General features: G+C 29.3%; 26 protein-coding genes. 18 read left to right on the top strand and 8 right to left on the bottom strand.

From position 1 onward, the window contains the following. The first annotated feature begins 52 nt into the window (after nt 1-52). Genes L8X97_RS07265 through L8X97_RS07240 form a run of 6 tightly spaced genes read left to right on the top strand, consistent with a single transcriptional unit; the run spans nt 53 to nt 4,310 of the window. Nucleotides 53-793, top strand: coding sequence for a CAAX protease (locus L8X97_RS07265; protein WP_263662969.1), 741 nt, complete (start codon nt 53-55; stop codon nt 791-793). A gap of 31 nt (nt 794-824) precedes the next feature. Then, on the top strand, nt 825-1,016 hold the full coding sequence (gene thiS, locus L8X97_RS07260; RefSeq protein ID WP_263662968.1) for a sulfur carrier protein ThiS: 192 nt from the start codon (nt 825-827) through the stop codon (nt 1,014-1,016). Next, complete coding sequence (gene thiF / locus L8X97_RS07255) at nt 1,013-1,813, top strand: thiamine biosynthesis protein ThiF (protein ID WP_263662967.1); 801 nt, start codon at nt 1,013-1,015, stop codon at nt 1,811-1,813. Before thiS ends, thiF begins: the two co-directional genes overlap by 4 nt. After that, on the top strand, nt 1,813-2,571 hold the full coding sequence (locus tag L8X97_RS07250) for a thiazole synthase (protein ID WP_133319804.1): 759 nt from the start codon (nt 1,813-1,815) through the stop codon (nt 2,569-2,571). The genes thiF and L8X97_RS07250 overlap by 1 nt, the downstream gene beginning before the upstream one ends. Before the next feature lies 1 nt (nt 2,572). After that, the gene (gene thiH, locus L8X97_RS07245; protein WP_263662966.1) at nt 2,573-3,706 is read left to right on the top strand and encodes a 2-iminoacetate synthase ThiH; all 1,134 of its coding nucleotides are present in this window, start codon (nt 2,573-2,575) and stop codon (nt 3,704-3,706) included. Then, nucleotides 3,696-4,310, top strand: coding sequence for a thiamine phosphate synthase (locus L8X97_RS07240; protein ID WP_263662965.1), 615 nt, complete (start codon nt 3,696-3,698; stop codon nt 4,308-4,310). The genes thiH and L8X97_RS07240 overlap by 11 nt, the downstream gene beginning before the upstream one ends. Nucleotides 4,311-4,314: 4 nt before the next feature. Here the strand turns inward: L8X97_RS07240 and L8X97_RS07235 are convergent, their stop codons facing one another. Further along, a complete protein-coding gene (locus tag L8X97_RS07235; protein WP_133319807.1) occupies nt 4,315-5,676 on the bottom strand; it encodes a DASS family sodium-coupled anion symporter in 1,362 nt (453 codons plus the stop codon). A 202-nt stretch (nt 5,677-5,878) separates the two neighbouring features. Here L8X97_RS07235 and mapA point away from each other — a divergent pair, with 202 nt between their 5' ends. The 6 genes from mapA (at nt 5,879) to L8X97_RS07205 (ending at nt 11,954) form a co-directional block, all read left to right on the top strand. After that, entirely contained in the window at nt 5,879-6,526 is a 648-nt protein-coding gene (gene mapA, locus L8X97_RS07230) for an outer membrane lipoprotein MapA (RefSeq protein ID WP_263662964.1), read from the top strand. Then, on the top strand, nt 6,523-7,104 hold the full coding sequence (locus L8X97_RS07225) for a ComF family protein (RefSeq protein ID WP_263662963.1): 582 nt from the start codon (nt 6,523-6,525) through the stop codon (nt 7,102-7,104). The genes mapA and L8X97_RS07225 overlap by 4 nt, the downstream gene beginning before the upstream one ends. 21 nt (nt 7,105-7,125) lie before the next feature. Further along, nucleotides 7,126-9,696, top strand: a complete 2,571-nt coding sequence (gene gyrA / locus L8X97_RS07220) for a DNA gyrase subunit A (RefSeq protein ID WP_263662962.1) — start codon at nt 7,126-7,128, stop codon at nt 9,694-9,696. 61 nt (nt 9,697-9,757) lie between these two features. Then, nucleotides 9,758-10,267, top strand: coding sequence for an LPP20 family lipoprotein (locus tag L8X97_RS07215; RefSeq protein WP_133319811.1), 510 nt, complete (start codon nt 9,758-9,760; stop codon nt 10,265-10,267). Continuing rightward, the gene (locus L8X97_RS07210) at nt 10,243-10,689 is read left to right on the top strand and encodes a hypothetical protein (RefSeq protein WP_263662961.1); all 447 of its coding nucleotides are present in this window, start codon (nt 10,243-10,245) and stop codon (nt 10,687-10,689) included. Before L8X97_RS07215 ends, L8X97_RS07210 begins: the two co-directional genes overlap by 25 nt. A gap of 62 nt (nt 10,690-10,751) precedes the next feature. Next, entirely contained in the window at nt 10,752-11,954 is a 1,203-nt protein-coding gene (locus L8X97_RS07205; protein ID WP_263659638.1) for an ABC transporter permease, read from the top strand. 10 nt (nt 11,955-11,964) lie between these two features. Here the strand turns inward: L8X97_RS07205 and L8X97_RS07200 are convergent, their stop codons facing one another. From L8X97_RS07200 to L8X97_RS07190, 3 genes are read right to left on the bottom strand one after another with little or no spacing between them, the layout of a single operon-like run. Further along, the gene (locus L8X97_RS07200) at nt 11,965-12,522 is read right to left on the bottom strand and encodes an SCO family protein (protein WP_263662960.1); all 558 of its coding nucleotides are present in this window, start codon (nt 12,520-12,522) and stop codon (nt 11,965-11,967) included. 3 nt (nt 12,523-12,525) lie between these two features. Continuing rightward, on the bottom strand, nt 12,526-12,972 hold the full coding sequence (locus tag L8X97_RS07195; RefSeq protein WP_133319815.1) for a hypothetical protein: 447 nt from the start codon (nt 12,970-12,972) through the stop codon (nt 12,526-12,528). Continuing rightward, nucleotides 12,972-13,391 carry a copper chaperone PCu(A)C gene (locus tag L8X97_RS07190; RefSeq protein WP_133319816.1) on the bottom strand — a complete coding sequence of 140 codons (420 nt, stop codon included), beginning with the start codon at nt 13,389-13,391 and terminating at the stop codon, nt 12,972-12,974. Before L8X97_RS07190 ends, L8X97_RS07195 begins: the two co-directional genes overlap by 1 nt. Nucleotides 13,392-13,518: 127 nt before the next feature. Between L8X97_RS07190 and L8X97_RS07185 the strand changes: the two genes are divergently transcribed. The 3 genes from L8X97_RS07185 to L8X97_RS07175 are packed head-to-tail and all read left to right on the top strand — an operon-like array spanning nt 13,519 to nt 15,744. Then, nucleotides 13,519-14,490: a L,D-transpeptidase family protein gene (locus L8X97_RS07185; RefSeq protein WP_133319817.1), complete on the top strand. Its 972-nt coding sequence runs from the start codon at nt 13,519-13,521 to the stop codon at nt 14,488-14,490. Further along, complete coding sequence (locus tag L8X97_RS07180; RefSeq protein ID WP_263662959.1) at nt 14,490-15,497, top strand: alanine racemase; 1,008 nt, start codon at nt 14,490-14,492, stop codon at nt 15,495-15,497. Before L8X97_RS07185 ends, L8X97_RS07180 begins: the two co-directional genes overlap by 1 nt. Nucleotides 15,498-15,534: 37 nt before the next feature. Then, a complete protein-coding gene (locus tag L8X97_RS07175; protein WP_133319819.1) occupies nt 15,535-15,744 on the top strand; it encodes a hypothetical protein in 210 nt (69 codons plus the stop codon). Here L8X97_RS07175 and L8X97_RS07170 read toward each other — a convergent pair. From L8X97_RS07170 to hemB, 4 genes are read right to left on the bottom strand one after another with little or no spacing between them, the layout of a single operon-like run. Next, nucleotides 15,741-17,015, bottom strand: coding sequence for a (Fe-S)-binding protein (locus L8X97_RS07170; protein WP_263662958.1), 1,275 nt, complete (start codon nt 17,013-17,015; stop codon nt 15,741-15,743). The two genes, L8X97_RS07175 and L8X97_RS07170, sit on opposite strands and share 4 nt — an antisense overlap. A gap of 1 nt (nt 17,016) precedes the next feature. Then, on the bottom strand, nt 17,017-18,372 hold the full coding sequence (hemN, locus tag L8X97_RS07165) for an oxygen-independent coproporphyrinogen III oxidase (protein ID WP_263659633.1): 1,356 nt from the start codon (nt 18,370-18,372) through the stop codon (nt 17,017-17,019). Next, nucleotides 18,369-18,842: a DUF2603 domain-containing protein gene (locus tag L8X97_RS07160; RefSeq protein WP_263662269.1), complete on the bottom strand. Its 474-nt coding sequence runs from the start codon at nt 18,840-18,842 to the stop codon at nt 18,369-18,371. Before L8X97_RS07160 ends, hemN begins: the two co-directional genes overlap by 4 nt. Before the next feature lie 2 nt (nt 18,843-18,844). Beyond that, nucleotides 18,845-19,828 (bottom strand): porphobilinogen synthase, encoded by a 984-nt coding sequence (gene hemB, locus L8X97_RS07155; RefSeq protein ID WP_133319823.1) that lies wholly within the window; start codon nt 19,826-19,828, stop codon nt 18,845-18,847. 71 nt (nt 19,829-19,899) lie between these two features. On the opposite strand from hemB, the gene ribA reads away from it, so the two are divergent. From ribA to L8X97_RS07140, 3 genes are all read left to right on the top strand, one after another. Continuing rightward, complete coding sequence (ribA, locus tag L8X97_RS07150; RefSeq protein WP_220567283.1) at nt 19,900-20,460, top strand: GTP cyclohydrolase II; 561 nt, start codon at nt 19,900-19,902, stop codon at nt 20,458-20,460. Then, nucleotides 20,457-21,050, top strand: a complete 594-nt coding sequence (gene rsmG, locus L8X97_RS07145) for a 16S rRNA (guanine(527)-N(7))-methyltransferase RsmG (protein ID WP_263662957.1) — start codon at nt 20,457-20,459, stop codon at nt 21,048-21,050. Before ribA ends, rsmG begins: the two co-directional genes overlap by 4 nt. Continuing rightward, on the top strand, nt 21,044-21,386 hold a 343-nt coding region (locus L8X97_RS07140), incomplete at its 3' end, for a hypothetical protein (RefSeq protein ID WP_263662956.1). The genes rsmG and L8X97_RS07140, both read left to right, overlap by 7 nt.

Below are 21,386 nucleotides of genomic sequence, written 5' to 3'. Positions count from 1 at the left end.
ACTTCTAAAATTATATCATTAATTTTTTAAAATGGAGTTAATAGGAAGTAAAATGTCTTTTGAGCTTGATGTAAGTAGCTATGAAAAAATAGAAAAGCTATTTATCAATTTTAAATTTAGAATGATAAAAGGGATTAATGTTTTGCATTTTGGATATTTGTGGGGAGCTTGCAAAGAAGCACAAAAGATTTTAGAAAAAAATCAAAAATGTGAAGATTTGTTTGAGCTAATTATGAAAATTTATTCCAAAAGACGCAAAAATCATCAAGCAAATTTTTTACTTTTACAATGTTATGAAAATGCTCTAAGAAGTACTTTAGCAGTAAAAATAGCAAATTTGTATAATAAGTTAGATGATGATTGGTTTAAATCTAGCGAAGAGGTTTTTAATCCTGCTTTAAAAAGTCTTTTAAAAAAAGTTAAAAAGAGATGTCAAAAAATAGATGAATATAATAGCACTTGGCAAATTTTTGATGATTTTTGTCTGATTGATTTAGAAGAGATATTAATAGATCATTGGAGTGAATTTGCTTATATATTTAAAGATAAAAAAATATATAAAAATCAAGTCTTACCAAGTTTTGGCACCAAAGAACATCTTAAAACAAAACTAAGCCAAATAAGAAAAGCTAGAAATGAAACCTATCATAATAAACCTACAAAAATAAAATTTAAAAAAGATTTGGAAATTTTACTTTTGAGATTTGGTTATAATTTAGAAGATGCTATTGATATTGGAGAGATAAAAGAAGCTATTATTTTAAGATTTAATTATAATAATGTAAGTGAGTAAGTATTTTAAGTAAAATAAATAAAGGTTTTAAATGATTATCAATGGGCAAAAGTTTGAGTTAAAAGAGCTTAAATTCATGGACTATGTTCAAGAAAAGCAATTAAAAATAGAATTTATCGCTTTAGAATTAAACGGAGAAATTATCCCAAGGGATAAATTTGAAAATTTGATTTTAAAAGAAAATGATAAAGTAGAGATTGTTACTTTTGTAGGTGGTGGTTGATGAAAATTAAATTTAATGGTAGCGTGATAGACACGCATTTTAAAAATACTTTGGATTTTTTTCAAAGTGTGAGTAAAAATGAAAATGATGTATGGATAGTCAATGGTTTTGCGACAAAAGAAAGTTTGGAACTAAAAGAAAATGATGAGCTTTTTTGTATAGAAAAAAATACTTTACCCCCATATGAAGCTCTTGATGCGATGATGAGGGCAAGACATACTCCAAAGCTTCATGATAAACTTAAAAAGGCAAGTGTGGCAGTGTGTGGGCTTGGTGGACTTGGATCGCATATAGCTATAAATTTAGCAAGAAGTGGGGTTGGTAGGCTTCATTTGATTGATTTTGATGTGGTGGAGCCAAGCAATCTTAACCGCCAAGCTTATATGGTGGAAGATTTGGGTAAATTTAAGGCTGAAGCTTTAAAAGATCAAATCGCTAAAATTAATCCTTTTATAGAAGTATTTGCACAAGTTTTAAAAATAGAAAAAGAAAATATAGCCAAACTTTTTACAAATGATGATATAGTTTGTGAAGCCTTTGATAGTGCAAAATATAAAGCGCTTTTAGCGCAAAATTTTCATCAACACTATCCTCAAAAAACATTAATTTGTGCTTCCGGCTTAGCAGGATATGGCGATAGCAACAGCATACAAACAAGAAAAATTGCAAAAAACTTTTATGTTTGTGGTGATTTAAAAAACGAGGCAAAAGTAGGTAATGGACTTATGGCACCGCGTGTAAATATTTGTGCAGGACATCAAGCAAATTTAGTTCTAGAACTTTTAGCGAGCGAGTAATGGAAAAATTAAAAATAGGAAAATATGAGTTTAATTCCAGGTTTATTCTAGGTTCTGGGAAATTTTCTTTTGAGCTTATAAAATCAGCCATTGAAGAAGCAAAAGTTGAGATTATCACCTTAGCTTTGCGTAGGGTAAATGATAAAGGTATAGAAAATATACTTGATTTTATCCCAAAGCATATTAAGCTTTTACCAAATACTTCAGGTGCAAGAAATGCTAATGAGGCATTGCGTATAGCAAGACTTGCAAGAGAGCTTGGTTGTGGAGATATGATTAAGGTTGAAGTAATTAGCGATAGTAAATATTTATTACCGGATAATTATGAAAGTATAAAAGCAGTAGAACTTTTAGCAAATGAGGGTTTTACACCTTTAGTTTATATGTATCCTGATTTATATGCAGCACGTGCTATGGCTAATGCAGGAGCTGCTGCTATAATGCCTCTTGGAGCTCCTATAGGAAGCAATAAAGGCTTAAAAACTAAAGAATTTATACAAATTTTACTTAATGAAATTAGCTTACCTATTATAGTAGATGCAGGTATAGGAAATCCAGCACAAGCTTGTGAAGCCATGCAAATGGGAGTAAGTGCAGTGATGGCAAATACCGCCATAGCTCAAGCTAAAGATGTAGCAAAAATGGCAAAGGCTTTTGCGTTAGCTATAGAAGCAGGATATAATGCGTATTTAGCAGGCATAGCAAATGAAAGCACGCCAAGTGCAAGCTCGCCTTTGAGTGGTTTTTTAAGAGATTAAAATGCAAAAATATCCTCATATGCAAAGTATTGAAAGTGAGATTTTAACTAAGGTTTTAAAAGAAGTTGAAAATTTTGATGAAAGTAAATTTAGCGCTTTTGATGTAAAACAAGCTTTAGTTAAAGATTATCTTAACATAGAAGATTTGAAAGCTTTGCTTTCAAGCGCAGCGGAAGATTTTATAGAAGATTTAGCACAAAAATCAAGCAAGATTACTCAAAAATATTTTGGAAATTCCATTTTGCTTTTTACGCCTTTATATCTTTCTAATTTTTGCAATAGCAAATGTACTTATTGTGGATTTCAAAAAGGAAATAATATTAAAAGAGCTAAGCTAAACGAGGCTGAAATTCACAAAGAAATGCAAGAGATTAAAAAAAGTGGCTTGGAAGAAATTTTACTCTTAACAGGTGAGGGCAGGGAATATGCTAGCGTAGAATATCTTGCCAAAGCTTGTGAGATAGCAAAAGAGTATTTTAAGGTCGTGGGAATTGAAGTTTATCCTATGAATGTAGATGAGTATGCATTGCTTCATGAAAAGGGTTGTGAATATGTAAGTGTTTATCAAGAAACTTATAATCAAAAAACTTATTCTAAAATTCATATTGAAGGTGAAAAAAGTGTATTTGAGTATCGTTTTCATGCACAAGAGCGAGCGTTAAAAGCAGGTATGAGAGGGGTTGCTTTTGGAGCTTTACTTGGCGTGGATGATTTTAGAAAGGATGCTTTTGCTACGGCTTTACATGCGTATTTTTTACAGCAAAAATACCCTCATGCTGAAATAGCTTTATCTATCCCTAGATTAAGACCTATTATCAATAATAAAAAAATTCATCCAAAAGATGTAAGTGAAACAAGGCTTTTGCAGGTTTTATGTGCTTATAGATTATTTTTACCTTTTGCAAGTATTACGATTTCTACGCGTGAAAGAGCAGGATTTAGAGACAGGGTTATTAAACTTGGAGCTACTAAAATGAGTGCAGGTGTAAGCGTGGGGGTAGGTGAGCACCAAGGTGATAAAAAAGGTGATGATCAGTTTCAAATTAGTGATATGCGTAGTGTTGATGAGGTTTTAGCTATGTTAAAAAATGCAAATTTACAAGCTATAATGAGCGATAGTATTTATGTGGGATAAAAAAATCATTGCTATTAGCGATAGTCAAAATACCCAAGGAGATTTTTTAAATTTTATTGAAAAACTAAGTCAAAGTAGTATTGATGCTTTAGTGCTTAGAGAAAAACATTTGGATGAGTTAGAATATACTAAATTAGCCAAGGAAGTATTAAAAATTTTTAATAAAACTCAAAAAATTTGCTTTTTGCATTATCATTATGAAGCTTGTTTAAAATTAAATCATCAATTTTTTCATGCTCCCTTAATAATTTTACAAAATTACCCACAAAGTTATAAAAAATTTGAGCTTTTGGGTACTTCTATCCATTCTAAAGAAGAATTAGATTTAGCTTATAAGTTTAAAGTAAATCATGCTTTTTTTGGGCATGTATTTGAAAGCTCATGTAAGGCTGATTTAACACCAAAGGGTATAAAAAATTTAAAAGATTTGTTAGAAGTTTCAAAAATACCCATTTATGCCATAGGTGGGATAAATATCCAAACTATAAATCACTTAAAAGATTTAAATTTAGCAGGCGTATGTATAAGAGAAGCTTTGTATAAAAGTAAAGATGTAAAAAACTATGTTTTAAAGTGTAAAGATCTTTTAGTCCAAAAGGACTAAAAGATTATAGCCAGAAAAAGTATGCAATTACTGCAAGCGCGATTGAGCAAAAGATATTTAATATAATCCCAACTTTTACCATTTCTTGTTGTTTAATATGTCCTGTACCAAAAACTATAGCATTTGGTGGTGTAGCAACTGGTAGCATGAAAGCACAAGAAGCACCAATAGCAATGATTAAAGCAAGTCCTAAAGCAGGAACACCTAAAGTATCTGCTATAGAGATAAATAAAGGCACAAGTAAGGCTGCTGAAGCAGTATTTGAAGTAAATTCAGTTAAAAATACTATAAAAAATGCCACAATTAAACCTATAATAAATAAATGTCCATTTTCTATAAATGAAATGATAGTATCAGCCATTACTTTACTAGCGCCAGAATCTCTTAATACTACACTTAGAGTGATGCCTCCACCAAAGAGCATTAATACACCCCAATCGGTATTTTTTTGTATATTTTTCCAATCAATTACTTTAAAAGCACATACTAAAACAGCAGCCAATAAAGCAATAATTGCATCAAGATTTGCTATTTTGTGTCCAAAAATACTTGTGATGATAGGACTGATATTACCACTAAAAATCCAAGATAGTGCAACGACTAAAAAGATTATTAAAGTGATGATTCTAGGTCTTGTAAGTTCTATATTTTCAGTATGTAAATCAACTTGTAGATTAAATTTAGGTTTAAACATAAAGTATAAAATTAAAATCATTGCAGGTAGGAAAATTAAAACAATAGGAATTCCGTATTTTAACCATTGTGCAAAAGTAATGTGTAATTGAGTGGCAACGATTGCATTTGGTGGAGTTCCTACTATGGTGCCTATACCACCTATACTCGCACTAAAAGCTATGCCTAAAAGGATGAAAACATAAGTATTTCTATCTTTTTGCGGATCAAGTGAAGCTAACATACCTATAGCAAGCGGAAGCATCATAGCTGCTGTTGCGGTATTACTCATCCACATAGATAAAAACGCAGTGGTAATAAAAATATACAAACTAGAAAGGCCTAAATGCCCTTTTGCTAATGTTAAAATTTTATGTGCAATAAGTTTGTCTAATTTTTGATGATGCATAGCTGCGGCCAAAGCAAAACCACCAAAAAATAAAAAGATATTAGAATCAGCAAAACCTGTTAAAGCTTTAGCGGTGGGTAGTAATCCCAAAATAGCAGCTAAAACAGGTACTAAAATAGCTGTAATAGTAACATGCAAAGCCTCGCTAAGCCATAAAACGGCAATAAAAATTAACAAAGATAAACCTTGGTTTACTTTAGTTTCACCAAAAGGGGAAAAATAAAGCAAAGCGATAAATAACACTAAATCAGCAACGACTATAAGTGTTTTTGTATTTGAACTCATTTAACAACTCCTTTAAAATATTGCAGTTTTGTAACATATTCTAAATGAATTTTCTTTTAAATATCAATTTTTGTATAAAATTTTTTCAATAAAATTATTCTTGTGTGAAAAAAAGTAAGTTTTAGTAAAATTTATTTGTTTTTGGTATAATTTTTGCTAATTAAAAATCATAAAATAATAAAGATGATTCTAAGGAAAAAAGATGTTAAAAAAAGTATTTGTATTTGTTTTAGCTTTATTTTTTAGTGCATGTGCTGTAAATTCTAAAAATCAAAGTGTTGCAAAAGTTAATGAGCTTATAAAAATTCAAGCACAATGTTATAATCCTTCTGATTCTAAAGCATATGAAGCAAAAATTAAAGGCCTTGTGTATATTAGTGATGTGGGACTTAAGTATTGCACAAATAAAAGAACAATTGATAAAAGTGCTTCCTTAAAAAAAGTTTATATTCATAGGGTATATGATTTAAATGAGAATTTAAAATATTCTTCTTCTAATGGAAGTAATTATTACATCAATGAAAATTTCAACTATTATTTTTATGTGTTTTTAAAAGAAGAATTAGAAAATAGAGGTATAGTTGTAGTAGAAGATACACAAGATTCTCCTTATGTTTTAAGAGTAGATTTAAGTTTTAATGATTTTTATTCTAAATTTGATTCTAATTCTTTATTTTCAATTATTGCTAGTCAATTGACACTAAAAGATATTAATACCAATAAAACTATTAATATTAAAACCAAACAAGAAGTTAAAGGTTTTTATAATATCAAAGATCTACCTTTTTTCACTCAGCTTCTTATAAAACAAGTGGCTAATAAATCTGCAGATATTATCAGCTCTTTGTGAGGTGTTTTAATTGCCATGGATTTTCCTTTGCGAGTTTTTGTTCAGCTTGCAAGGAAGAGCTTTTAGAATATTCTTTAGGTATAAGAGAACTTGAGGGAAATTTTAAAGTTTATTGTTTTTATCAATATGAGCAAATTAAGCATTTGATTTATTTTAAACACAAATTTCAAGGCTATTTTGTTTTAAATGCTTTAGCAAAATTGAGTTTTGCTAAATTTGAGGATTTTTTTCAACCATCTTGTAAAATTAATGCTATAGCTTTAGATGATAAAACATATAAAAATTACTCTCATACTGCTATTTTAACTAAATACTTAAATACTAAATTTATAAAACCTATGTATCACACCTTGCAAGCTAGTTCAGAATTTAAATATAGTGGTAAAAGTTTGAAATTTCGTAAAGATAATAAAAGATCTTATAAGCTTTTAAAGCGTCCAAAATATCCTGTAATTTTAGTAGATGATGTGATAACTACTGGATTAAGTTTATTAGAGGCAAAAGAGCTTTTAGAAAAAAATAATATTGAAGTGCTTTTTGCTTTAGTTTTGGCTAATGCAAAATTTGATACAATATAGGCATTAATTTTAAGGATTTTTATGGAAAATATTTTTACTAAAGATTCAGATATTGAAAATATAGATATAGAAAGTTCTATAAAAAGTAGTTATTTAGATTATTCTATGAGTGTTATTATAGGCCGTGCCTTGCCTGATGCTAGAGATGGGCTTAAACCTGTTCATAGAAGAATTTTATATGCTATGAATGATTTAGGTGTTGGAAGTCGTAGTGCATACAAAAAATCAGCGCGTATAGTGGGTGATGTAATCGGTAAATATCATCCACACGGTGATACAGCTGTATATGATGCTTTAGTAAGAATGGCGCAAGATTTTTCTATGCGTTATCCAAGCGTAGATGGGCAAGGAAACTTTGGTTCTATTGATGGTGATGGCGCTGCTGCAATGCGTTATACTGAAGCTAGGATGACGATTTTAGCTGAAGAGCTTTTGCGTGATATAGAAAAAGATACGGTTGATTTTATACCAAATTATGATGATTCTATGAGTGAGCCTGATGTTTTACCTGCTAGGGTGCCAAATTTATTACTTAATGGTTCAAGTGGTATTGCAGTGGGTATGGCTACTAATATTCCTCCGCATAGTTTAAATGAGCTTATTGATGGTTTGCTTTATTTAATTGATAATAAAAACGCAAGTTTAGAAGAAATAATGCAATTTATTAAAGGACCTGATTTTCCAACCGGTGGTATTATCTTTGGTAAAAAAGGTATTATAGAAGCATACCGCACAGGTCGTGGCAGGGTAAAAGTAAGAGCAAAGACCCATATAGAAAAAAGAGCTAATAAAGATATTATTGTAATAGATGAACTTCCTTATCAAACTAACAAAGCAAGATTAATAGAGCAAATCGCTGAACTTGCCAAAGAAAAACAAATCGAAGGTATTGCTGAAGTTAGAGATGAGAGTGATAGAGAAGGAATTCGCGTGGTGATTGAGCTAAAACGCGATGCTATGAGTGAGATTGTGTTGAATAATCTTTTTAAATCTACCACCATGGAAAGCACTTTTGGTGTGATTATGCTTGCTATACATAATAAAGAGCCAAAAGTTTTTTCTTTAATTGAGCTTTTAAATTTATTCTTAAATCATAGAAAAACTGTAATTATTAGAAGAACTATTTATGAATTGCAAAAAGCTAGAGCTAGAGCGCATATTTTAGAAGGTTTGAAGATTGCGCTAGATAATATTGATGAAGTGATAGCTTTGATTAAAAACTCTCCTGATAACCCAACGGCTAAAAATTTATTAATGCAAAAATTTGGTCTAAGCGAGCTTCAATCTAATGCTATTTTAGATATGAAATTAGGCCGTTTAACAGGTCTTGAGAGAGAAAAAATTGATAATGAATTAAGGGAATTATTAGCAGAAATAGAGAGGCTTGATCAAATTTTAAAAAGCGAAACTTTGCTTGAAAATTTAATCAAAGATGAGTTAAAAGAAATCAGAACAAAATTTGATGTACCAAGAATCACTCAAATTGAAGAAGACTATGATGATATTGATATAGAAGATTTAATACCAAATGAAAATATGGTAGTTACTATCACTCATCGTGGCTATATTAAGCGTGTTCCAAGTAAGCAATATGAAAAACAAAAACGCGGTGGTAAAGGCAAGGTTGCAGTTACAACTTATGATGATGATTTTATAGAAAGTTTCTTTACGGCAAATACACATGATACCTTGATGTTTGTTACTGATCGCGGACAGCTTTATTGGCTTAAGGTTTATAAAATTCCTGAAGGAAGTAGAACTGCTAAAGGCAAAGCTGTGGTCAATCTCATTAATTTACAAGCAGATGAAAAAATCATGGCAATTATTCCAACCACTGATTTTGATGAAAGTAAATCATTATGTTTCTTTACTAAAAATGGTATCGTAAAACGCACAAATTTAAGTGAATATCAAAACATTAGAAGCGTGGGTGTAAAAGCGATTAATCTAGATGAAAATGATGAACTTGTTACTGCAATTATCGTAGCAAGAGATGAAAATGAAACTCAAGAACAAAATTATGAAGAAAATTTAGAAAATGAAATGCTTGAACCTAATGAAGAGCTTGATAATACTATCGTTGGTAAAATGCTTTTTGCGGTTACTAAAAAAGGTATGTGCATTAAATTCCCACTTGCTAAAGTTAGAGAGATTGGCCGTGTAAGTAGAGGGGTAACTGCGATTAAATTTAAAGAAAAAGATGATGAGGTTGTGGGTGCTGTTGTTATAGAAAATGACGCTCAAGAAATCTTAAGCGTAAGTGCAAAAGGTATAGGTAAGCGTACTGATGCTGGAGAATATAGACTTCAAAGTAGAGGTGGTAAGGGTGTTATTTGTATGAAACTTACTGCCAAAACAAAAGATTTAATCGGTATAGTCATAGTTGATGAAAGTATGGATTTAATGGCATTAACAAGTAGTGGTAAGATGATACGCGTTGATATGCAAAGCATTAGAAAAGCAGGTAGAAATACAAGTGGTGTAATTGTTGTTAATGTTGAAAATGATGAGGTTGTAAGCATTGCTAAGTGTCCTAAAGAAGAAGATGAGGAGTTAGATGCTGAAACTAATATGGATTTAAATTTAGAATAGTAAAATTATTGGAATGCTTTTTGCTGTTTTAATAAAATCAAATAAATTGAAGGTGTAAAAAATGAAAAAAGTTATTTTTATGTTTTGTTTAGCTTTGGGTTTTAGTGCTTGTGCACTAGATCAAAGAGGTGTGAATCCAAATCAGACTCAAGCAGCAAATTCTGATGTTGTGGTTCAAAAAGTTGATAAAGATGATGTGCGTAACATCATTAGAGAAGAAAAAATGCTTGCAAATGATACAAGCACAGACAATGATCTAACTTTTACAGCGGTGGGTGAGGGCATTGCTCCTTTAAATACGGTTTCAGTTGGTCAAGCTTTGGCTTTAGCTAAAAGAGCGGCAATTACCGATGCTTATAGACAATTAGCAAGTAAGTTGTATGGTGTCAGAGTTAATGGTAAAGATACAGTAAAAGATGCAATGCTTAAAAGCTCAACTATTACAGCACAGGTAAATGGTTTGATTAAAAATGCAAGTGTTGTAGATCAAGACTTTAAAGATGGTCTTTATAGAGTAAATGTAGAACTTAAAATTGATGCTGACAAGTGGAAAGAATTGTTTGCTTATTAATCCTCATAATTTTTAATGCTACTGCCCAAGATGAATTTATATTTTGGGCAGAACTTTCTAATAAAAATTTTATTCTTTATCATCAAAATGAAACTATTTCTATGGCTATGACTAAAAGTAAAAATAAAAATTTAGAATATGCTTGTGAGTTAGCATATACACCAAGTGATTTGAAGTCTTTAATACGCAATGATTTTGGTATGGTGGCTGAAGAAAAGATGACAAAGCTAGATAAATTTAACTTTTTAAATGCTCACAAAAATGATTTAATTGATTGCTTTTTTAACTCAAAAATAGATGTAAAAGACTTTGTAAAAAGTGAACAAGCAAGTGTACAAAGTGAAACTTATGTGAGAATTTTGCCACTAAGATTTATAGTTGAATTTCATGATAATAGTGCCTTTGTATATTATCTTAAATAAATACAAAGCTTGCTTTTATAAAAATCAAGTTAAAATACTTAAAAAAATATTAAGAGTAAAAGATGTATAAAAGTATCCCTCGTTATTTATTATTTAAATATCTGCGTTTTGATAAAGATCAACCCTTTATTATGCTTTCAAAAATTTTAGCCTTTTTAGGTGTAAGTATAGGACTTTGTGTGCTTTTAGTTGCAATGGCTATTATGAATGGCTTTGATAAAGAATTTGAGAGAAAACTTTTTACTATGAATTACCCTATCACTATATTACCGCGTTTTGGGGCAAATGTAGATGATAAATTATTGCAAGAATTAAGAAGTAAATTTCCAAATTTATTATTTAGCCCTTATATTGCTACTCAGGTTATAGCAAGAAATGATTTAAAATTGGAAGGCGGTATGCTTTTTGGGGTTAATTTTGAAGATGAAAAAAAGATCAATGAGGTAGTAGCTCAAGCTTTAGAAGATAAAAAATTAGATAATTTTGATATTTTAATTGGTAAGGGTTTAAAAGATGAATTTGGACTTGATTATAATGAAAAAATTACCTTAATTTTTTCCAATCTTAATGCAAGCGGACTTTCGCTTATTCCAAAAGTTAAAAGATTTGATGTTATGGCTGATTTTTCTTCAGGTTTGTTAGCTTATGATAAAGCTTATATGTATACAGATGTAAAAGCTTTAGCTAAGATTTTGTCATATCCCCAAGGAAGTTATGATGGGGTACATGTATATTCAAATAAGCCTTTTGAGGATATTAAACAAATTGAAGCTTTCTTGGGTGCAAGATATGCTAGTATAGGCTGGTGGGAGCAAAATGGAAATTTCTTTGCAGCATTAGCTTTAGAAAAAAGAGCTTTGTTTATAGTATTGATGTTGATTATTTTGGTTGCAAGTTTAAATATAGTAAGTTCTTTATTAATGATAGTAATGAATCGTCGTAGCGAGATAGCTTTGCTGCTTTCTTTGGGAGCTAGTAAGTTAGAGATTAAAAAAACATTTTTTTCTTTAGGATTTTTGATAGGTGGAAGTGGTATCGTAGCAGGTGTGATACTTGCAGCTATTGCTTTGTGGGTACTTGGAAATTTTGACATTATTTCTTTACCAAGTGATGTTTATGGTATGAGTAAGCTACCTTTGGAGCTTTCTTTTGTTGATTTTTGTACTACGATTTTTGGTGCTATTATGATTGTAAGCTTGTCTTCTTATTATCCTGCTAAAAAAGCAACACAAGTAGATATTTTAGATACTTTAAGAAACGAATAAATTGAAAAATTTATTCGTTTAAGAATTTTTGAATTTCATTGAAAAAGTTTTCATAACTGATATCTTTAATGGTTTTAATAAATTTTCCATTCTCATCAATCAAATAAAATTCGCCACTATGTGCTATAGAATATCCCATAGCAGAATCTTTAAGATTGATTTTTTCATATATTACGCCATAATTTTTAGTAACTTTTTCTAATTCTTTTTCATCTTTAGCAACTAATGCAGTTGAATTTGGGTAAAAATACTTAACCCATTGGCTAGTTTGAGTTAAGTTGCTATCTCTTGCTGGATCTAGTGAGATAAATATCACATGAGCTTTTTCTTTATTTGGCATTTTTTCTAAAACATTAGCAATCAAGGCAAGCTCACTAGGACAGACATCAGGACAATATGTATAGCCAAAATATACAATTAGTTTTTTACCGATAAAATCTTTTAGACTAAGTATGCCTTTTTCAGAATTTAAGTGAAAATTGTATTTGTTGTTTTCAAAATACTGCACAGATATAAAAAATACTCCAAAAATTACCACAATTAATAAAAAAATATTTATTTTTTTCAAATTTTACCTCTTTACATCAAAGTCAAAATAAAAACCTAGTGGAGTTTCATCATCAAAAAGCTCTATTCTAAAACGCATTATATCTAGCGTGCAAGAACTTAAAACTAATTTAGCATGATAAGTATTGTTTATTTTTTTAAATTGTGGAACAATATCTCCCATATACATATTAAGTCCATAAACCCTAGCATTAAGTTTTTTAAACTCACCTAAATTGGTAATATTTAAATCAAGCTCATTTAATGTAGTAATAGGCTTTGGATTTAAATTTACTAAGACTTTTTTATCCTTAAAATTGTATTCACATTCTTGAATGTTTAGATCACATGTTAGAGGTGTTAAAGTGGTAATTAATTCTCTCTTTTTTCCGGTATTTGATGAATTGGTGTAAAAATAAGCCCCGCATATAGCAAAGACTATAGCTAAGGCAAAGACAAGTAGATTTTTCATTATTTTTTAATGCTTCTTGACTTGATATCTTTTAGTTCAATTGTGCTATTATCATCAAAATAAAGAGTTAGATTGGCCTTTGTTTGCGGTGTGATATTTTCTTTGAGATTTAGTATCATAATGTGCATCCCACCAGGTTTAAGTTCAGTGCTTGAATTAGCTTTTATTGTGATTTGAGGAATTTGAACCATCATTTTTTTACCATCCTTCATAATATGATCATGAATTTCAGCTGTATCGCTTAATGAACTTTGAGCTTTTATGAGTTTAATATCTTTGTTGGAGTTGTTTTTAAGTTCTAAAAAAAATGCCGTTGTTTTAGAATTAGGTGGAGTTTGTCTTACATAAGGATCATTTATAGTAATTTGATTTGAAAAAGCAAAAGTGCTTAATATGGCTAAACTAAGTAATTTTTTCATTATTTTTCCTTTTTTTTGTTTTTGGTTATTTGTAAACATTATACACGGAAAAAATTAAAAATATATTTATTGTAAAAATATTATAATTAGCTCTTTGTTGTTTTAATTTTTAATAGAAAGGTGAAAATTGTTTAAAATTATATTAGCATTGTTTAGTTTGGCTGTGTTTGCAAATGCAAATAATCTTGCAAAAATTTATCTAAACGAAGGTATTGATGCAGTTGAAAGGGTATTGGAGCAAGAGTTAAGTAAAAAAGATTTTTGGCTTGATGAGATAAAAGACAAAAATATTAGTTTAGGATATTATGAGGAAAATGTTGCAATAGTTTTAACAAATAAAAGTGATAAAATTATTAGAGTTTATCACTACAATGATGGAAAAGTAGAAAAGAAATTTATCCAAAGGGATGTTTTAACAGGTTTAGCTGGAGATAAAGAAGTAGAAGGAGATTTAAAAACTCCAATAGGTTTTTACGAACTTGGAAAGAAATTTTATCCTGGTGATCCATATTATGGCCCATTTGCATTTGCAACAACTTACCCAAATGTTTTAGATAAAACTTTGGGTAAAACAGGTGGTGGTATTTGGATTCATGGCTATCCTTTAGATGGAACACGCTTGGATACTTATAAAACTAGAGGTTGTATTGCTGTGCATAATGATTTATTGGAAGATTTTAATAAATTAGTAGCTGATAGAAAATCTTATGCAATGACAGAAGAGAAAAATAAAGTAAGAGCAACTCATGATGAAATAGCGATTTTACTAGCTAATTTATTTGCCTGGAAAGATAGTTGGCAAAAAAGTGATATAAATAAGTATTTATCTTTTTATGATAAAAAAATTTTTAAACATAATAATAAATCCACTTATGAGCAATTTGCAAAAAATAAAGAAAGAATTTTTGCAAAGAGAGAAAAAAAGAGCATTAAATTTTCAGATCTTAGCATAAGTCCTTATCCAAATGATAAAAATGAGAAAATTTTTAGAATAGGATTTTATGAAGACTATCGTAGCACTAACTATAAATTCAAAGGAGAAAAAGTCCTTTATGTTAAGCTAGTTGAAGATAAAATGCAAATTTTAGCTGAACAATAATGGCATATATAAAAATTGATCGTTTGGCTTATGAGTATAATCTTGACTTGATAGCCTCTAAAGCAGGAGGTTATCAAAAAGTAATATGTGTTTTTAAAGATAATGCTTATGGACATGGAGCTAAGCTTTTAGCTCCTATAGCTAGAGCAAAAGGTATAAATTTTATAGCGGTAAAAAATGAAGCTGAAGCAAAAGAGCTTGAAGATATTTTTGATAATATCTTAATTTTATCCCATCATCCACATGGCAATGAAAGTGAAAAATTTATTTATGCTTTAAATGATAAAAATGATATTAAAAAATTCAAGCAAAATATAAAAATTCATTTAGTTGTAGATACAAATATGCATAGAAATGGAATTATACCTGAAGAAATTCAAGAAGTGATACAAGAACTACAAAGTAATAATTTAATACTTCATGGAGTGATGATGCACTTTGCAGGAAGTGATGAAATAGATGCTAGTTATTTTGTGCAAAAACAAAAATTTAAACAAGCTAAAGAGCTAATATATACTTTGCTTTGTGATGAAGCTAAAAAGCTTATATTTCATTCGCATAATTCTGAAGCATTATTTAGAGCAAGCGAGCTTGGGTGCGATGAGTATTGTAGAGTAGGGCTTGTGCAATTTGGCTATGCACATTTTAATAAAGACTTACGCAAAGTTTTAAGTTTATGGGCTGAAAAATTAAGCCAAAGAGTGTTGAAAAAAGGTCAAAGTGTTGGTTATGGTGGTGTATATAATGCAAAAGAAGATCTTGAAATAGCAACTTATGATTTAGGTTACGCAGATGGGCTTTTGCGTTATGATGGAAAACAAGATTTTTTTCTTCCTAATGGTAAGAAATTGCTTGGAAAAATGTCTATGGATAGTTTTTCTTGTGAGAATGATGAAGATGAAATTTGTGTTTTAAATGATGCAAATATTATGGCTAGTTTTTTTAATACTATCAACTATGAAATTTTAGTCAAACTTTCTCCAAATTTGAAAAGAATTTTAGTTTAAGATAAAAAGTGTTAATATATCTAAAGAAAGGGCAAATATGGCATTTTTAAATTGGGCTATTTTAATTTTATTTTTATTTATAGTATTTTTATTGATAAATCGTTACGAGAGAAAAATAAAAATTTTATATAAAAATATTGAAATCTTGAAAAACGAGTGTAAAAAAAATAGTGAAAATATAGAAAAAAATAGAATTTTAATTGAAAAAAATAGATCAAATATCGAAGATATAAAAATTCAAGATTAATTTTTATCTTGAAGTATTTTTGCTATCAATTCTAATGGATGTAAAAAATGTGTAGAGGATTTTTCATGCTCTAATACATTAGAAATTTGCATTCTACAAGCTGAACATTCTGCACTGATAATCTCCACATTGCTTTTTTGTATATTTTGAGCTTTTTTTATACCAACTTGCAAAGCTTTTTCATAGTGATCAGTTTGCATACTAACACCACCAAAACCACAGCATTCATTTGAGTTAATAAGTTCTTTGAAAGTATAGTTTTGTTTAAGCAAGGTTCTAGGTTCTTTAAAAACACCTTGCATTTTTCTTGCATGACAAGGATCGTGGTATGCAATTTTTGTCTTTAATTTTTTCTTTGTTTTTAAAAGCTCTTCTAGCTTAGTATATTCGTAAAAATATTTTGTTGCAAGTAGTATTTTACTAGAAATATTTTTAGCTCTTATAGCCCATTCTTCATCTTTTTGCATGTGGAAAAAATGTTCATAGTCTATATTAATCATCGCAGAACAGGTTGCTTCGGGGATAATGATATAATCTAGAGTTTTTAATTTTTCTTCAAAATAAACGATATTTTTTTTAGCTAAAATTTCTACACTTTTAAAATCTCCCGTAAAATAATGAGGAGCGCCGCAACAAGATTGATCTTTTAGTAAATCTACATTGATTTTAAGATGTTTACAAATTTCAAGCAAAGCAAAGCCCGTATTTGTATAAGAGTAATTTGACAAGCAGCCTATAAAAAGTCCTATGGTTTTTTCACCTTGATTATTTATGAAATCAGGATTAGAAGCTAGAAAGCTTTTTTTAGCTAAAGAAGGAAGCAAACGATCTTTTTTAATTAAAGGTAGGTTAAATTTAGCTTTCATTCCCAAATTTTTATGTTGTAAACTAAAAGCACAGCTTTGGAAAACATAACCAAATCTTGCTAAAATATCTAGAATTTTTCTGCGTCTTAGAAAAAAGAAAGCAAGTTTTTTGTACCAAGCAATGCCAAATTTTTGTGCTATATCGTAACGCACTTTTTCAATAGCACTATCCACTCTTAAATGGCTTGGACAAGCTTCAACGCAATTTGTACACAAAAAACATGATTCAAATATTTTTTTAAGATTTTTATCAAGGTCTAGTTCTTGGTTTTCATAAGCACTGATTAAATCTAAAAAGCCACGAGGGGAAGTACTTTCATCGCGATTTATTTCATGTATGGTGCAAACTGGTATGCATTTTCCGCATTTTACGCAAGCATTAGAAATTTCATTAACATTTAACATATTAAACCGTTTTAGAGAAAACTTTTTTATCTTCGCTAATGCGTTTTAAATATTTATCAAAACACATAGCAATATTACGGATTAAAAGCACTCCTGTTTCATTAACTTTGATATGAGTTTTATCTATGTTGATAAATTCATTAAGTTTTTGGAGTTCTTCTAAATCTTGCTTAAAATATTCAAAAAAATCAATCTTAAATTTACTTTCAATATTTTTTATATTAAGAGCAAAATTACTCATAAGTTCCATAATAACAGCTTTTCTTAGTTCATCATCATCATCAAGCATAATACCTTTTTCGCAAGGCAATCGACCTTCATCGATAGCCTTTTCGTAGCTTGGCATATCTTTGAAATTTTGCATATAGTGTCTTTTACCTTCGCCTATACTTGTTAGGCCAATCCCGATTAAATCGGTTCCGCCTTTTGTAGTATAGCCTTGAAAATTTCTATGCAAACTACCATTTTCTAAGGCTTTAAAAAGTTCATCTTGTGGTTTTGCAAAATGATCCATTCCTATCATTTTATAACCATTTTGAGTTAAAAATTTTTCACAATATTCTAAAATTTGAAGTTTTACATCAGGGCTTGGTAGAGTGTTTTCGTCAAATTTTCTCATATTTTTTTTAAGCCAAGGCACATGTGCATAATTAAAAATAGCAAAGCGATCGGGATTAATCAGCAGTGCTTTTTCTAAAGTTTGCTTAAAACTTTCTAGACTTTGATAAGGAAGGCCATAAATTAAATCCATATTTACTGAATTTATCCCTTTTTTTCTTACCATATCTACTGCATTTTTGGTAAGTTCAAAAGGTTGAATTCTATGAATTTCCTTTTGAACCTTTTCGTTAAAATCTTGCACACCAAAACTAATACGGTTGAAGCCATTTTGAATTAAAACATCAGCTTGTTCTTCATTTAAGAATCTAGGATCAATTTCACAACTTACTTCACTATCTTGGGTAAAATTTGGAAAAATGCTTTTTATTTTAAAAATCAAACTTTGCAATTGTTTAGCAGAAAAAAAAGTAGGTGTACCACCACCAAAATGCATTTGAGCTACTTCTCTTTGTGTGTCAATGGTATTTGTTAAAAGATCAAGTTCTTTAAAAAGATAATTTAAATACCTTTCTTTACTTTCTTCTTTTGCGGTATATATTACATTACAACCGCAAAAATAACAAGCACTCCTGCAAAAAGGCAAATGAAAATATAAAGATAATTGTGCTGTTTGTTGTTTTAAAATTTTTATATAGTCTTCATATTTAAAATGGGTGTTAAATTCTACCGCAGTAGGATAAGAAGTGTATCTAGGTCCTGCTTTGGAATATTTAACAAAATTTTTATAATCTCTCATTTTTTACCTTTTTGCATCATTTCTTTCATGTTTATAAATAAGTTAGGATGTTTTGTATGAATATTGCTGATTAATTGATCTAAATCAATATTAACTTCTTTTATACCTTTGGAAACTTGATGTTTAATCTCATCCATTGCGACTGTCCATACATCATTAAAGTCAATAGGAATTTGTTGATAGATAGCCTTTTCTAGTTTAAGTTCAAAATTATCCTTTTGTATCTTTTTGGCACTTTGTAAAAACTCAATCAGAGTTTTTACAGAAAACATAGTTTTAACTTCATCATTTTCATCTACTATAAACCATGGTTCGGGTGCTAAATCATGGCCATTTTTTAGACTTAACTTTTTTTCTTTATCGTTAATGTGGGTTAGATGAAATATAGTTTGATTGTGTTTTTCTATGCCCAAATGATTAGATAATTCATTGATTATATCTTGAGAACTTTTTTTGCTTAGACTATTCAATCTCACTCCTTATTTGTTAATAATTTTGCAATTTCTTTTGCATGATAAGTTATGATAAGCTTAGCTCCAGCTCTTTTAAAAGCAAGCATAGTTTCAAGCACTATTTTTTCATAGTCAATCACACCTGCTTTTTGACCTGCTTTTAGCAAAGCATATTCCCCGCTTACATTATACACACAAAGTGGAAGCTTAGAATGATTTGCTATATCTTTTACTACATCTAAATACGCAAGTGCTGGTTTTACCATTAAGATGTCAGCGCCTTGTTTTTCATCTTCTAAGCTCTCACATAAGGCTTCTTTACCATTAGCAAAATCCATTTGATAGGTTTTTCTATCTCCATAACTTGGTGCAGAATCAGCCACATCTCTAAAAGGCCCATAATAGGCTGAAGCAAATTTAGTAGAATAAGCCATAATAGGTAAATTTTCAAAACCATTTTCATCTAAAGTTTTTCTTAAAGTTTCAATAATACCATCCATCATGCCGCTTGGTGCTATCATATCTGCACCGTTTTTAGCATGAATTAGAGCTTGTTTGGCTGAAATTTCTAAAGTTAAATCATTATCTACGCTTTTACTTTTTGGATCAATAATACCACAATGCCCATGATCAGTATACTCACAAAAACAAAGATCGGTAATTACTACCAAATCAGGAAATTTTGCTTTAATAGCTCTTAGACTTGTAGCAATCAAGCCATCATCGCTTAATGCATCACTTCCACAACTATCTTTTTTGGAACTTTCTAACACGCCAAATAAAATAATCGCTTTAATACCAAGATTAATTAACTCCTCACATTCTTTTAAAATTTCATCTAAGCTCATTTGAAACACACCTGGCATAGACGTGATTTCATTTTTAATATTAGCACCATTGATAACAAAAAGTGGATAGATTAAATCATCTAAATTTAAGGTATTTTCTTTTACTAAGCTTCTAATATTCTCATTAAGTCTTAATCTTCTAAAGCGTTTAAACATAAATTTCCTTTTTGTTTGTTAAAATTGTTTAAATTCTAGCATATTTTTTATAAAAAAGGTAAAGTAAAATAATGACTATTCAAATTTCTGAAATAGCAAAACTCCCCACTCGTTTTGGGGAATTTAATATACAAAGTTTTAAAGAAAATGATAAAGAACATCTTTGTATTTTTAAAGGAAAATTGGAAAAAGAAGTTAATATTAGAATCCATTCAGAATGTTTAACAGGGGATGTTTTAGGAAGTTTAAAATGTGATTGTGGAGAACAACTTGATTTTTCTTTAAAATACATTCAAGAGCATGGTGGTATGGTGATTTATCTAAGGCAAGAAGGAAGAGGTATAGGACTTTTTAATAAAATTAATGCTTATGCTTTGCAAGATAAGGGTTTTAATACCATAGAAGCAAATCATCAATTAGGTTTTAAGGCAGATGAGCGTAGTTATGAAATAGTAGAATTTATACTTAAGCATTATAAGATTTCTAAAATTAACCTTTTAACTAATAATCCTGAAAAACTAAATTCATTAAAAGAAAAAATTAATTTAAGAGTGCCTATTTTAATAAAAGCAAATCGTTTTAATAAAGATTATTTAGAAATTAAATATACACAAATGGGACATCTAAATTGAAAAAATACGAAGAGCAATTAAATTTTTTAAAAGATTTTGCAAATAAAGATGATTTTTTTAAAAAAATCACGCTCTATAAAGAGTTGTTAGAAAAATTTAATGCTGTACATAATTTAACTCATTTTGAAAATATAGATGAAAATATTATTGATAGTGTTAAAATTTTAGATTTTTATGATTTGAGTAATAAAAAAAAGATCATTGATATTGGAAGCGGGGCCGGTTTTCCTGCATTATTTTTAGCTTGTATTTTGCAAGATAATGAATTTTTTCTTTTTGAGCCTAGCGCTAAAAAGGCCTCATTTTTAAGGGTGGTTAAAACTGAACTTAATTTGATAAATGTAAATATCATAAAAGAAAAATTACAAAACTATCCACCTTTTAAAGTAGATTTAATTACTTCAAGAGCTTTAATGGATGTAAAACCTTTGGTAGAAATTTCAAATGGTTTTTATGATAAAAATACTTTATTTTTGTTTTATAAAGGAAGTGAAGTTTATGATGAATTGCAAGAATTGAAAGATTATCAAATTTTTAATCAAGGCTTTAGGAATTATTGTCTTTTAAAGATAAAGGAAAAATTATGTTAATTTTTGGACATCCTTTGATAAATATGCAAAAATTTAGTTATTATGAAAATATTTTTATCAAAACAAATGTAAATTGTTTTAACTATAATGAACAAAATATAAAAAGTGCAAAAGAGGAAAAAATAGATTTTGCTATATATGCCAAGAATGAGGAAGAAATTTTACTTTCTAATGCACTAGGAGCAAAATATATTTTAATAGAAGATGAGAGATTAGCAAAAATTGCCTCAAAAATGGCTGAGTTTTATATGTTTGACTCTAAAATTTTATTTTTACTTGATGTTTTAGATAATAATTTAAAAAAAGCTTATGAGTTAAGCGTTGATGGAGTTTGTT

This window comes from Campylobacter sp. CNRCH_2013_0671h (assembly GCF_025773055.1).
GTDB lineage: Bacteria > Campylobacterota > Campylobacteria > Campylobacterales > Campylobacteraceae > Campylobacter_D > Campylobacter_D lari_D.
Note: the sequence above shows the minus strand (reverse complement) of the source record. Positions and strands in the feature narration are given on the sequence as shown.

Excerpts from the sequence above, each read along its gene's own strand:
- L8X97_RS07205 (WP_263659638.1), top strand. The coding sequence starts at position 10,752 with ATGTATAAAAGTATCCCTCGTTATTTATTATTTAAATATCTGCGTTTT.
- mapA (WP_263662964.1), top strand. The coding sequence starts at position 5,879 with ATGTTAAAAAAAGTATTTGTATTTGTTTTAGCTTTATTTTTTAGTGCA.
- L8X97_RS07170 (WP_263662958.1), bottom strand. The coding sequence starts at position 17,015 with ATGTTAAATGTTAATGAAATTTCTAATGCTTGCGTAAAATGCGGAAAA.
- L8X97_RS07240 (WP_263662965.1), top strand. The coding sequence starts at position 3,696 with ATGTGGGATAAAAAAATCATTGCTATTAGCGATAGTCAAAATACCCAA.
- thiH (WP_263662966.1), top strand. The coding sequence starts at position 2,573 with ATGCAAAAATATCCTCATATGCAAAGTATTGAAAGTGAGATTTTAACT.
- L8X97_RS07175 (WP_133319819.1), top strand. The coding sequence starts at position 15,535 with ATGGCATTTTTAAATTGGGCTATTTTAATTTTATTTTTATTTATAGTA.
- L8X97_RS07195 (WP_133319815.1), bottom strand. The coding sequence starts at position 12,972 with ATGAAAAATCTACTTGTCTTTGCCTTAGCTATAGTCTTTGCTATATGC.
- thiS (WP_263662968.1), top strand. The coding sequence starts at position 825 with ATGATTATCAATGGGCAAAAGTTTGAGTTAAAAGAGCTTAAATTCATG.
- hemB (WP_133319823.1), bottom strand. The coding sequence starts at position 19,828 with ATGTTTAAACGCTTTAGAAGATTAAGACTTAATGAGAATATTAGAAGC.
- L8X97_RS07215 (WP_133319811.1), top strand. The coding sequence starts at position 9,758 with ATGAAAAAAGTTATTTTTATGTTTTGTTTAGCTTTGGGTTTTAGTGCT.
- L8X97_RS07235 (WP_133319807.1), bottom strand. The coding sequence starts at position 5,676 with ATGAGTTCAAATACAAAAACACTTATAGTCGTTGCTGATTTAGTGTTA.
- ribA (WP_220567283.1), top strand. The coding sequence starts at position 19,900 with ATGACTATTCAAATTTCTGAAATAGCAAAACTCCCCACTCGTTTTGGG.
- L8X97_RS07265 (WP_263662969.1), top strand. The coding sequence starts at position 53 with ATGTCTTTTGAGCTTGATGTAAGTAGCTATGAAAAAATAGAAAAGCTA.
- hemN (WP_263659633.1), bottom strand. The coding sequence starts at position 18,372 with ATGAGAGATTATAAAAATTTTGTTAAATATTCCAAAGCAGGACCTAGA.
- L8X97_RS07190 (WP_133319816.1), bottom strand. The coding sequence starts at position 13,391 with ATGAAAAAATTACTTAGTTTAGCCATATTAAGCACTTTTGCTTTTTCA.
- L8X97_RS07180 (WP_263662959.1), top strand. The coding sequence starts at position 14,490 with ATGGCATATATAAAAATTGATCGTTTGGCTTATGAGTATAATCTTGAC.
- gyrA (WP_263662962.1), top strand. The coding sequence starts at position 7,126 with ATGGAAAATATTTTTACTAAAGATTCAGATATTGAAAATATAGATATA.
- L8X97_RS07250 (WP_133319804.1), top strand. The coding sequence starts at position 1,813 with ATGGAAAAATTAAAAATAGGAAAATATGAGTTTAATTCCAGGTTTATT.